General features: G+C 35.6%; 10 protein-coding genes. 5 read left to right on the plus strand and 5 right to left on the minus strand.

Annotated features, from left to right (window positions below):
• The first annotated feature begins 30 nt into the window (after positions 1-30).
• The gene (gene gldF, locus P2086_RS17950) at positions 31-771 is read left to right on the plus strand and encodes a gliding motility-associated ABC transporter permease subunit GldF (protein ID WP_317898146.1); all 741 of its coding nucleotides are present in this window, start codon (positions 31-33) and stop codon (positions 769-771) included.
• Positions 765-2483 carry a gliding motility-associated ABC transporter substrate-binding protein GldG gene (gldG, locus tag P2086_RS17955; protein ID WP_317898147.1) on the plus strand — a complete coding sequence of 573 codons (1719 nt, stop codon included), beginning with the start codon at positions 765-767 and terminating at the stop codon, positions 2481-2483. Before gldF ends, gldG begins: the two co-directional genes overlap by 7 nt.
• Before the next feature lie 29 nt (positions 2484-2512).
• On the opposite strand, the gene P2086_RS17960 is transcribed toward gldG, so the two are convergent.
• Both P2086_RS17960 and P2086_RS17965 read right to left on the minus strand, forming a co-directional pair.
• Positions 2513-3190: a response regulator transcription factor gene (locus P2086_RS17960; protein ID WP_317898148.1), complete on the minus strand. Its 678-nt coding sequence runs from the start codon at positions 3188-3190 to the stop codon at positions 2513-2515.
• Between the two features lie 31 nt (positions 3191-3221).
• Positions 3222-4142 carry a ribonuclease Z gene (locus tag P2086_RS17965; protein ID WP_317898149.1) on the minus strand — a complete coding sequence of 307 codons (921 nt, stop codon included), beginning with the start codon at positions 4140-4142 and terminating at the stop codon, positions 3222-3224.
• 147 nt (positions 4143-4289) lie between these two features.
• On the opposite strand from P2086_RS17965, the gene P2086_RS17970 reads away from it, so the two are divergent.
• The 3 genes from P2086_RS17970 to murQ all read left to right on the plus strand — a co-directional run bounded on the left by P2086_RS17970 (position 4290) and on the right by murQ (position 10107).
• Entirely contained in the window at positions 4290-4709 is a 420-nt protein-coding gene (locus P2086_RS17970) for a nucleoside-diphosphate kinase (protein WP_317898150.1), read from the plus strand.
• A 216-nt stretch (positions 4710-4925) separates the two neighbouring features.
• Positions 4926-9233 carry a T9SS type A sorting domain-containing protein gene (locus tag P2086_RS17975; protein ID WP_317898151.1) on the plus strand — a complete coding sequence of 1436 codons (4308 nt, stop codon included), beginning with the start codon at positions 4926-4928 and terminating at the stop codon, positions 9231-9233.
• Positions 9234-9300: 67 nt separating this feature from the next.
• Positions 9301-10107: an N-acetylmuramic acid 6-phosphate etherase gene (murQ, locus tag P2086_RS17980; protein ID WP_396127439.1), complete on the plus strand. Its 807-nt coding sequence runs from the start codon at positions 9301-9303 to the stop codon at positions 10105-10107.
• A 5-nt stretch (positions 10108-10112) separates the two neighbouring features.
• Here murQ and P2086_RS17985 read toward each other — a convergent pair whose 3' ends face one another.
• From P2086_RS17985 to P2086_RS17995, 3 genes are read right to left on the minus strand one after another with little or no spacing between them, the layout of a single operon-like run.
• Entirely contained in the window at positions 10113-10919 is an 807-nt protein-coding gene (locus P2086_RS17985; RefSeq protein WP_317898152.1) for an exonuclease domain-containing protein, read from the minus strand.
• Between the two features lie 24 nt (positions 10920-10943).
• The gene (locus P2086_RS17990; protein WP_317898153.1) at positions 10944-12173 is read right to left on the minus strand and encodes a 4-hydroxy-3-methylbut-2-enyl diphosphate reductase; all 1230 of its coding nucleotides are present in this window, start codon (positions 12171-12173) and stop codon (positions 10944-10946) included.
• Between the two features lie 16 nt (positions 12174-12189).
• The gene (locus P2086_RS17995; protein ID WP_317898154.1) at positions 12190-13038 is read right to left on the minus strand and encodes a site-specific tyrosine recombinase; all 849 of its coding nucleotides are present in this window, start codon (positions 13036-13038) and stop codon (positions 12190-12192) included.
• Positions 13039-13098 lie beyond the last annotated feature (60 nt).

Below are 13098 nucleotides of genomic sequence, written 5' to 3' on the forward strand. Positions count from 1 at the left end.
ACTGTTTAATTTTATGTACTTTTACTCTCCATGTTAACCCTCTATTTAAAAGAAATACGAAGCTTTTTAAGCTCGCTCATCGGCTATATTGCCATCGGTGTGTTTATAACACTTATTGGTGTTTTTATGTGGGTAATTCCAACCGAAGGTGGCGGGTATAATATTTTAGATAATGGTTTTTCCAATATTGATCCCTTGTTCTTTATTGCGCCCTGGGTATATCTATTTTTAATTCCTGCTATCACCATGCGCTCCTTTTCTGAAGAAAAGAAAAATGGTACCATAGAACTTCTGCTAACACGTCCATTAACAGATTTACAAATTGTGCTTGCAAAATATTTTGCCGGATTCACACTTGTTATCGTTTCTCTCCTACCGACACTTATCTACTATTACAGCGTACATGTATTAGGTGCGCCAAAAGGAAATATTGATACGGGCGGTATGTGGGGATCTTATATTGGTTTACTTTTTCTTGGTGCCGGTTTTGTTTCTATTGGAATCTTTGCTTCTTCTATCGCAGAAAATCAAGTAATTGCTTTTATCATTGCCATGCTACTTTGTTTTTTTTGCTACATCGGTTTTGAATACATTGCGCAAAGTGGTGTGTTTGGAAAATACGATGCACTTTTCAAAAGTTTAGGAATTAATCATCATTATACCAGTATGAGTCGCGGTGTTGTTGACACCCGCGATATTATTTATTTTATAAGTGTTATCGCACTTTTTAATCTTTTTACGAAACTAGTTCTTCAAAGCAGAAAATGGTAACAAAAAAAATAACCACTTCTAATAAACGTAAGGATGTTACTTCTCTAGCAGCTGTCATCGTAATTATTCTGCTGTTTAACTTTGTGGGTTCCTTTTACTTTGAGCGGTTTGACCTAACAACCGAAAAAAGATATACACTTGCTGAATCAACAAAAAATCTATTGAAGAATTTGGATGATGAAGTATATTTAAAAGTATATCTCAATGGTGATTTTGATCCTAGTTTTACTCGCTTAAAAAACGAAGCGAGAGAAATTTTAGATGAATTTAGAGCTTACTCGAAAAACCAAATCCAATACGAGTTTATTACTCCTGGAGAAGGTGTAACACCAGAAGAAAAAAATAATCTCGAAAAACAATTGTACGAAAAAGGTTTGATGCCGGAAGAAATTACGATGCGTAGTAGTGACAAAACTACTCAAAACAGAATCTGGCCCGGCGCAATCATAAGTCATAAAGGGAAAGAAACCGTTTGGCAAATATTCAATCGTCAGTCAACGGGAGTTGAAATGGAAACCTCCATTAATAATAGTGTCGAAGAATTAGAATATAGCCTCACCAACTCCATACGAAAACTTCAACGTACCAAAAGACCAGAAGTTACTTTTATTCAGGGACATCATGAATTGGATACTATACAACAATATAGTTTTATGAAGGCCCTGTCTGAGTACTACGATGTTAATCAAACTACCATTACTCCAGGTAGAGAGCTGAGATCTCTTAAGGGGAGTGATGCCATTATAATTTCTAAACCTGATAGTGCATTCACCGATAAAGAAATTTATACAATCGATCAATACATCATGAATGGCGGGAAAGTTTTATGGTTAATCGATCCGGTTTATACTAACCTCGATTCGCTTCGTACTGGATTTACGCTTGGTTTAAACAGGCCTCTTAATATCGAAGAAATGTTGTTTAAATATGGGGTACGTTTAAACCCGATACTAATTCAAGATATTCAGTGCAGCTATTTGAAGATAAATACTGGTTTCCAAAAAGGCCAACCAAAATTTGAATTACTTCCTTGGGTTTATTCTCCGCTAGTATTGCCTGATATCAATCACCCCATCGTAAAAAACCTTGATCTTATTAAGTTCGATTTCTTGAGTACAATTGATACTATTACTTCTGCAAGAAATATTAAAAAAACCATTCTTCTTAAAACATCTAAATACACCAAAACACAGCCAACTCCCGCGCGCATATCTTTAGCTATGACAAAAATGAAACTGAAAGAATCACAGTTCATTAATTCCTACCAACCTGTTGCCTGTCTGTTAGAAGGGGAGTTCACTAGTTTCGTGGAAAACCGTCTTCCATCTGTACTTTTAAACGACACCAACTTTAAACACATCGACCATGGAAAAAACACAAAAATGATTGTGGTTGCCGATGGCGATGTGGCAAAAAACGAATATGCGAGAAATACCGGACAAGTTTATCCCTTGGGTTATGATAGAAATACGCAGCAAACCTTTGCCAACAAAACATTTTTAGTAAACTGTGTTAATTATTTACTTGATGACGAAGGCATGCTTCAATTGCGTTCGCGAGAAGTAAAACTAAGATTGTTAGACAAAAAGAAAATAAAACAACAACATAGTAAATGGCAATTTATTAATGTTGCAATGCCTCTGCTGATTGTAATAGCTTTTGCCTCTATTCAATTTTACATACGTAAACGCAAATACGCCGCAGCGAAATAAAAATAATCCCCGAAAATTTATTGATTCTGTTACTGGTACAAACTGAAATTAGTTTCCAGTAGTTGATTTTTTACGGCAAACATTACAACGCCAGCTGTATTATTAACGCCCAACTTATTCATAATGTTCTTACGGTGAGTATTTACTGTGTGGGTACTTAATTTTAATTTATCAGCAATAAGTTTATTTGATAAACCTTCCGCGATACCCCGAATAATATCAATTTCACGGTCAGTTACTGGTATACCATCACAACCCAGTGATTTAATAAAAGAATTATTGGTGACAATTTCAGGGCTAGCAGATAAAAATGATACTATCTTACCGCATATAAATTTCTCCCCCTTAATGGTCGAATTTATTGCTTCTAGAATTTCAATTTTATCGCAATCTTTTAATAAAAAGCTGGTAATTCCGCTATCCAATACTGTATTTAATTCTTTTTTTGAAAGGAGTTCTGTAATAACTAAAAACTTTGTGCGTGTATATTTTTTTGTAAGGCCTTTTAATTCGTTTTCTGTAATTCCCAAAGAAATAAAGTCAGCAATTAAAAGATTGGGCTTTGATAATTGCAATTGGCTAATAAGGTCGTCCTTATCACCACAAACAGAAGGAACAAGCTCGAAGCCTTTTAGCTCTCCCACCAAAAGTTCGAGACCAACTCTTGATAAAAAATTCTTATCCGCTATAAGTACCTTAATCATCATACAAAGATACAATAACAATGTTATTGAGGTGTTAAATTTTTATTTTTTTACCATCCGTTGCCAACACACAATTTTCAAATTCTGGTTTAGCCTCCTTCAAAAAGCCACTCAAATCTCTGTATCTAGCAGAAAAATGTCCTAGTAACAACTGTTTAACATCAGCCATTTTTGCAATTGTTGCAGCTTGACTCGCTGTGGTGTGATATGTTTTTTTTGCACGCTCAAGATTATCGTCAAGAAAAGTGCTCTCGTGATAAAGTACATCAACACCTCGAATATGTTTAACTAACTCTTTATCAAAAATAGTATCGCTGCAATATGCATAAGCTCTTGATTCAGGAGGATCAAGTGTAGCATCAGAATTTTTAACAAGCTCTCCGTCTAAATTAACAACGTCCATTCCTATCTTTAATGCATGAATATCTGCTAACGAAATATTTAGTTTTTCTAATCTGTATTTATCTATTTTTCTTGCTAGTGGTTTTTCTTTAAACAAAAAGCCAGTACAATAGATGCGGTGTTTTAAAGGGAAAGAATATACTTCCACTTTTGCATCTTCATAAATTAAATTTTTTCCGTCATTGTTCGTAAACATCCATTTAATTTCATAGCTTAAGTGAGTTTGTGCAGCTAAATTAATTGTGTCTATAATTGTTTTTAGTTCTTTTGGACAGTATATCGTGAGTTCTTGCTTCCTACCTAAAAGATGCATGCTGCTTAAAAGTCCTGGTAATCCAAAAAAGTGATCTCCGTGTAAATGCGAAATAAAAATATGATCTATCGCCTGCATTTTTGCTTTGTATCGCCTTAGTTGTATTTGAGTAGCTTCTCCACAATCTATTAAAAAATAACGCTCAGATATATTTAGCAATTGGGCACTTGGATTTCTATCTGAAGTTGGACTCGCTGAAGAGGAACCTAATATTAGAAGTTCAAAAGTTTGACGGGTCATCTTAGCAAAATTCTATAATCATTGGTATTCAATGTGTCTAAAGGTACTTATCTTCACTTCCATATCAAAAAACGACTCTGAATAATTCGTTTTAATATTTGCTTTAAGTATGCTTTTTGAGTATTTTTGCACCCTTAATAATAAAAAATGACAGGAAATATTACATTTACAATGATTAAACCTGATGCTGTTGAAGCCAACAACATTGGTCCTATTTTAGCTATGATAAACAAAGCCGGATTTAATATTTTGGCAATGAAATACATGCGTTTAACAAAAGAGCAAGCTGGTCAGTTTTATGCTGTTCACAAAGAACGCCCTTTCTATGGTGAGCTTACAGAATATATGAGTAGTGGGCCTATTGTTGCAGCTATATTAACTAAACCAAATGCAGTTGCTGATTACCGCCAATTAATTGGAGCTACTGATCCAACCAAAGCAGACGAAGGAACAATTCGTAAAGTTTTTGCAAAATCAATTGCTGCTAACGCTGTACACGGTAGTGATAGCAATGAAAACGCTCAAATAGAATCCAATTTTTTCTTTTCTGAACTCGAAAGATTCTAATTGTTAAAACTTATAAGTATTGAATCCTCTTGTTATTCTAAAAAACAAGAGGATTTTTTATTTTACCAAAGATGTTCAGAAAACAACCAGTTTTAAAGAAAAGCTGCTTTTTTATAAAAAAGTGCCCAAAAGCATTTTGTTTTATGAATAAAATTGAACAAATTTGTTAAAATTTACAAATCTTTAAATCAACATCATTTTGATATGATAAATTATATGTCACAAAGAATTACTAAAGTTTTAGCCCTTATTGCTTTAAGCGGATTAACTGGCCTTTTGAATGCACAAACAATGAAATGGAAACCTGCTGGACCCATATACAATGCCGGTAGAGCCCGAAACATTATTGTTGATCAAAGCGACTCTAAAGTGCTCTATGTTGGAAGCGCATCCAGTGGTATCTTCAAATCAAAAAATGGAGGGATAAAATGGTACCCCCTTAACGATCAGGCTGTGGTAAGAAACATAAGTTACTTAGCCCAAGGGTCTGATGGTACAATTTATGTTGGAACTGGTGAAGGTTTTTTAAGGCCTGGGCAAAAGGCCAAGGCTCAAGTTGGTACAGGTTTATACAAATTAAACCAAGCTGATTCTTCTTTAACTTTGCTAGTATCAAGTAGCGTTGTAGGAACTGAGATAAATCGTGTTGCCTGTAGTCCTTCTAATGCAAATTATGTTGCTTTGGCCACCAACCTTGGTATTTTTGTGTCGAGCAATGGTGGAGGTGCTTTTACACAGGTTAGTTTGCCACAAGCACCTTCTGGTTCAGGAGTTTCAGGACAAGACGTTAAATTTAACTCAAATGGAATACTCTACTGCTCTATTGGTTCTTATGCTGGAACGACTTCATCTTTATCAATTAGTAAAGTTTATAAGTCAACAGATGCAACAGCTTCTACTTTTACAAATATAACACCTACATCAAGTTTAATTGATGCGAATTATGGCCGTATTGAATTAGCTATAGCGCCTTCTAATCAAGATGTTATTTATGCCTCTTGCGCAAATAACTATGTTGTCCCTAGCTCTGCGACACTGAAAGGTTTATTTGTTTCTTATGATGCGGGTTCTACTTGGGGGTTAATTCTGCAAGGATCTTCCCAGTTAGATCCCCTCTCAAACGGAGGTACTATAGCTTCAGGTGATTACGCACATGTTATAATGGTTGATCCAAATAACAAAGATATTTTATTCTTTGGCGGTTATTCCTTTTATGTGTTTTTTAAAACAGGTGGTACAAACCTGAGCCCAGTGGGTAATTGGGTAAACGCTTCTCAAAGTTTTTTCGCAAATAATCAGTCTTATTTGCATGAAAATATTCACGATATTAAAGTGATACCTGGCGCGCCAAACTCTAAGTATTATTTTGTTACAGACGCAGGAGTATACAGGTCAATCGATCTAAGTTTTGCTAATCAGAATTCATTTCCATCCTACCAGCCTTTTTACAAAGGAATGGTTACTGGACAGTTTAACTCGGTGAGTATCGAAAGGTTTCCAATTGGAAAAAATGTTGGCAATGATACCGCTGGTGTAAAAGTTACCCCGTATTCTGGATTTATTGGCGGGACCGGTGGTAATGGACTTAATTATTATAGTGGTTTAGACACTATTGTTAGTAAAGAATTAAGCTATTTAGACGCGGATGTATATAACTCTGAGTACTCTAAGATTCTCCCAAATGCTGCCTTTGCAAGTAGAGGAGATGGAAGAGTATACAGATCGACCAATATTAAGACATCTCCACCTACAGCTTTAAACTCAAATAAATATACAGGTGTGCTTTCTAAAATATCTCCGACCTCAGAAACTTTTACTAATTATATTGGGTCTACAAGTGGTACAGCATTTAGACTGTGGGAGTATTATGGTCAAACAATCTCCCCTTCTTCAAGCGTTGCTTTAGTTGCACCGGATTCAGTAGTATTCTACAACGATACAATAAGATACCAGGCTTCAATGTCAGGAGTTACAACAGGTCTTGCTGAACTAACTACAAAAACAACTTTTACATTTTCAACCTCAAGGCCAAATCAATATGCCTTGATTGATAGCATTGTTGTAAGAACAGGAACTGTTCAGTTACCAATTACTGGTACATACGCAAATCTTCAAACCCCGTTCCTAGAATCTGATAGTCGAACAATTTACGCGAGAGCAATTGACAAGTCATTTTCATCTATTACCACCACCACCGTGATGCCGTGCATAACGGTTGGAGCATCAACTGTGCCGGTTAATTTCACACTCAACCCCTCAACACTGATAGATAATATTTCTGTCACATTTACCGCGCCTCCTTTTGCAACAAAAACAATCACACAGTACCCTGCAACAGCTACGGGAACGTCTATTGTTGTGCCTGATGCGGCTACTTATTATAGGGTTTTCGCTACCATATTTTACAAATACCAACTTAATGACGTGGTCTCGGTAGTTGATGATAATATTTCAACAAAAACCACTACATATAAATTACCTTTAACTAAAACGACTAATTGGCGCTATGGTTCTTTCCCTGCTCGTACCATAGCTTCTACTTCCGCTTTGTCGGTTACCAGTCCCACTTATGTTTTAATGAACAACTCCAAACTTTTGAGTGGTGATACCGTAAAACAATCCTCTCCGACTTTCACTGTGAAACCATACTCAACCACATCATATACTATTCATGCTTTGGGTGATTATACTTTGAAAGCTATACCGATTGTGTATAAACTAAGTACCGATCCTTTAACCTATACTTTAACTGCACCTATTAATACAAATGTCACATCGCCTGATTATACTCTAAACCCAGGTGCAATTACTCAATCCGCGAATCCTGAATTTACGGTGATGCCTCTGAGCCCATCGCAAACCACTTATACAATTTTATCAGGAACCGGTTCAAATTCCATGTCAACGACATTTACTATTGGCGCACCAATCCTTAGCATTAACCCGTCTGCTAATACGCAATCACTTAGCAGTTCTAACTCTTTTAGTCTCACTGTTAACCCGACGGTAACTACCACTTACACATTATCGCACGCAAGTGGAACAGTAAGTTCATTGGTAACCACAAGTAGTTTACAAACATCCACCATTTCTATCGGTAGTTCTACCTATATAGTTAACCCGACAAATGACATAGGAATAGATGTAACCGATATTAAAGTGAATGTAAAAGGACTTTATACATATACTGTACTAAGTTTAAGTTCAAATACTCTAGCTGGAAGAGATACAAGTAAAGTCTATAAAACCACTGGAGTAAACCCTAATCTTTCCATCGTTACAACAACCGTTGTCACTTTTGGTGACGTTCCATTAAATCCAAATAACCCAACAAAGAAAGCACCAATGATTGCCTCAGCAAGATTGGCAATGATTTTAAGGCATCCTGGTGTCACTGGTGGTGCAGATGCTATTGTTGTCTCTAAAAATCCGTTAGCTTTAAACGACCCTCTTTCTTTTGTTAGAGTGAGTCAAAGTGGTGCTTATTCGGATGATGCTTCTGGTAATCCAACAACAAATGTGGTAAGTTATTCAGATAAACCTACTACTTTGGAATGGAGCAAAAGCGGTACGGAAATATACTTTGCTACCGTTCCTAGTACAACCGCAGCGCCTCAGATTTACAAGTTATATCGTGTTTCACATATAACAACAATCATGGATTTAACGCCTTCATCGTATTCCGGTAAATTTTACACAGATATTTTCACATACACTAATAGCGCTGTTGGTTATTCAACCAATCCAAACCCAGTTTCTCCCTACCGTACAACTTTGATTGGAAGCTTTGATAAACCAATCACCAGTATTAGTGTTAGTAACGATGGGAAAAATTTAGCAGTAACCTTTAATGGCGCATCAACTGGAACAACAGGAACTGTAATGTATAATAAAAACGATGCTTCAAAATCGAACCAAACAAATATTGTTTGGGAAGACAAACAAGGTTCGCTTGCAAATGCAGTTACTTATTGTTCCATGATGGAAAAAGGAAATGACAAAATAGTATTTGTTGGAACAGACAACGGAATGTTTTATACTTCAGATATTACCTCTGGTTCGTGGAGTTCTGTAAATAGTTCATCGACCGATCAATTACCAAAAGTTCAGATCTTTGACATCAAACAACAAATACTTAATCCAGGTGACTGTTATAATTCAGGTCAAATCTATGTTGCAACAAACGGACGTGGAGTTTGGACTACAGGAACTTATTTTACAGCTTATGCTGTAGGTGTTGAAGAAAAACAAAAACCAATTGCGGGTAAAAATCTAAGCCTATACCCAAATCCAACAAATGGTAATGTAAATATTGCTTTTTCAGGTGTTGAAGGGGAAACAGCTATTCTACAAGTTATGGATATCAGCGGTCGCGTAGTGATATCAGAAGATCTTGGGAAGATGACTGGTGGTGATTTTAACCATCAATTTGAAACAAATACACTTAATGCTGGAGTTTATATTGTTAATATTCAAAGTAACGCTAAGGTTAAACGTGTTACTAAACTAATTGTAACGAAATAACAGCTAAATCTTAATAACAAAAAGCTGCTCCTGTTGAGCAGCTTTTTTTTTGACTTAATTTTAAATTATGAAAACCACTGAGGCAGATTCCTTTTACGATAATCTTGAAAAAATGAGCGTTTCAGAATTGCTCATTAACATGAATAAGGAGGATAAAACGGTTCCCAACGCGATTGAAAAAGTTATCCCTCAAATTGAATTGCTTGTAAATCAAATTGTCATAAAGTTAAATAGCGGCGGTAGATTATTCTACATGGGCGCCGGAACAAGTGGAAGACTAGGTATTGTAGACGCTAGTGAATGTCCGCCCACCTATGGAATTGATCACGGGATCGTTATAGGAATTATTGCCGGTGGTGATGAAGCTATTAGAAAAGCTGTAGAATTTGCAGAAGACGATGTCCATCAAGGTTGGCTCGATCTTAAAAAGAACAAGATAAATTCAAAAGATGTTGTGATAGGAATAGCTGCATCAGGCTCAACTCCATATGTTATAGGTGCCTTGCAAGCCTGTAACGAAAATAATATTGTAACCGCATGCATAACTTGCAACCCGAAAAGTGAATTAGCCAAAGTTTCTAAGTTTCCAATTGAAGTTATTGTTGGTCCCGAATTCGTCACAGGCTCCACACGTATGAAAAGTGGCACCGCTCAAAAACTTGTTTTAAATATGATCTCAACTTCTGTAATGATAAAGTTGGGACGAGTTAAAGGAAATAAAATGGTTGACATGCAACTGAGCAACGACAAGCTTGTTGATCGCGGAACGCAAATGCTAATGAAAAATGCTGGCATTAACGATTACGAGGAGGCTAAAAATCTGTTATTAAAACACGGCAGTGTACGAAAGGCAACAGAAGCTTATAAAAAATAAGCCCACTAAAGTAATTTCATTCGCAATCGAAGTTTAGTAATTACCTTTTTTGTGTAGAGTGGAAAGTCTCCATTCATCATCCAACTGTAGTATGAAGGCTCTTTTGCAAACACCTCGACAACTGGTTTATCTTTATGTTTTCCAAAACTAAAAACTTCCTGCCCTTTTTCATTAAATACAATTCTGCCTGCAAGATCAACGTTTTTAGCTCTTGCACTAAAATCACTCAACTTAGAAATATCATTTACAACAGGTTGGTAGGTTTTTCCTTTATCATCCGTCATTTCAAGTCCTTCGTATTTCTCTAATTGCGCTTTAAAAACTTCAAAGGTGGCAACTACATCTGCTTCAGCACTGTGCGCATTCTCCAAAGGTTTATCGCAATAAAATTTGTAAGCCGCCTTTAAATTTCTTGGCTCCATAAAATGGAAAATATTCTGAACGTCTACCAACTTTCTTCCTTCTAAATCAAAATCTACCTCAGCTCTTAAAAACTCTTCTGCTAATAAAGGTATATCATATTTATTTGAATTGTATCCTGCAAAATCAGAATTACCAATAAATCTCAATAATTCAGGCGCCGCTTGCTTAAACGTTATAGCATCTGAAATATCTTTATCATAAATTCCGTGAATCTTTGAAACCACATCTGGTATTGGTATTTCGGGGTTTATTCTTAAAATTTTGGTTTCTGTGGTATTATCTACATTCAGTTTAAGAAGACAAATTTCAACTATCCTATCTGAACCAATGCTAAGACCAGTGGCTTCAATGTCTAAAAAAATAAGTGGTTTATGGAGTTTAATTTTCATGAATTCAATTTAATAAAAATATTTTTATGCAGGCTCTAAATGTTTTAAAACCTCTTCAAGTGGTTTTACTTCCTCAAAAAAAGTATTCAACTTATGAATTATGCCCTCGAGCAAGGAATCTGGGCAAGAGGCGCCACTTGTAATAATAATTTTTATATTTTTTTTATTCGGTAAAAAGTTTTTAGTTGTTAGGATGCTTTTTTTCGAATAATCATAATGCTTAATTGTTTCCTTATCTACTATTTCAGCGGATGATGAAATAAAATAACTCGGAAATTTACGTTCACATAATTCCACCAAATGAGAAGTATTGCTGCTATTATATCCTCCAACAATGATTGCAAGATCGGCATCTGTTTCAAGTAAACCATATGTCGCATCTTGATTTTCGTTGGTAGCGTAACACAGAGTATCCCGTGTATCTGCGTAATGATCGCTTATCGTTTCACTGCCAAACTTCTGCACCATTACCTCTTTAAAAAAATCAGAAATACCCTGCGTTTCTGTCGCAAGCATGGTTGTTTGATTTATCACTCCTAGTTTTTCAAAATGTTTATTTATGTCGAAACCTTTGGTAAATTTTCCTTCAAATTCTTTTTCAAACTCTTTCTGACTTTTTTTTCCTAAAACGTATGGCTTTAATTTCTCAGCATCTCTCATGTCTCGCACAATAACCACTGCTTCACTATCAATCGCACTTCTAGAAAACGTTGAGCGGGTCTCTTCATGTGTATTTTTACCATGAATAATAATAGTGTGTTTTGATTTTCCTATTTGTTCTGATTTTTTCCAGACTCTTTCTACAAACGGACAAGTTGTATTATACGATTCTGTTTTAATTCCCTTTTCACTAAGTAAACTTAATAAAGGCAATGGTGCGCCAAAAGCGGGAATCATCACAATATCATCATTTGTTAAAACATCAAAGGATATTAATTGTTTACCATGAGTGTCTTGTAAAAACCGAACCCCTCTTTCGGTTAAATCCTTATTCACCTCAGGATTATGAATCATTTCACTTAGCAAAAAAATACGTTTACCCGGATTTTCTTCCAGGGCTCTAAATGCAATTTCAATGGCGTTTTCTACCCCATAACAAAATCCAAAATGCCGTGCAACATAATATTTTACCGATCCAAAATCAAGAATAGTAGGACTATTATCACGTTTACGAGGATCTTGTATTTTTCGAAATTGTTTTATTTTCGAAATAATAGGACTTCTATAAAACTCAGGTACTTTAAACGTTTTCATGTATTAAACAAAGTTACTATTTTTTATTGCGTGGATGATAACTCAAGATATTGTCGCGAAGAAATTGTTTATCAAGATGTGTGTATATTTCTGTTGTAGTAATACTTTCATGTCCGAGCATCTCTTGAACAGCCCTGAGATCAGCTCCTCCCTCAACTAAATGTGTTGCAAATGAATGACGAAAAGTATGAGGGCTCAATGCTTTTTTTATCCCCGCTTTATCCGCCAAATCTTTAATGATATAAAATACCATTACACGCGATAACTTCCCCCCTCTTCTATTTAAGTATAAAATATCTTCCGATTCCTTTTTAATAGACAAGTGAACCCTAACATTATTTAAATAATTCAACACAAGTTTTTTTGCAACATTACCGATAGGCACCAAACGTTCTTTGTTTCCTTTTCCCACAATTTTAATATACCCATTGTCTAAATGAAGATCTGTAATTTTTAAACCAACAAGTTCGCTCACACGTAAACCACAACTATAAAGTGTTTCAAGAATGCTTGCATTTCGGTCTCCCTCTGCGCTACTTCTGTCAATGCAAGCGATCATACTATCAATCTCTTCCACACTTAAAAACGAAGGGAGCTTTCTTGTAAGTTTAGGCGTTTCTAATAGTTCGGCAGGACTTTGTTTTAAATCGTTTTCAAGCAATAAAAATTTATAAAATGTTTTTAATCCTGAAACTACTCGCGCTTGAGTAGCGGCCGAAAAACCAAGGCTGGCAATCCACTCAACAAAATCCTGTAATTGGCGGTAGTTGAATTTGTCAGGCGTTTGATGATTTAAAAATCCTTCGGAATAATTTTCTAATTTTTCTAAGTCATCAGCATAGGCTTCAATTGAGTTTTTCGACAAAGACCTTTCCAGCTGAAGAAATTGCTTAAATCTTATATAATAGGAGTTCCAGGAGCTCAT

The sequence above is a fragment of the Aurantibacillus circumpalustris genome (genome assembly GCF_029625215.1).
GTDB lineage: Bacteria > Bacteroidota > Bacteroidia > B-17B0 > Aurantibacillaceae > Aurantibacillus > Aurantibacillus circumpalustris.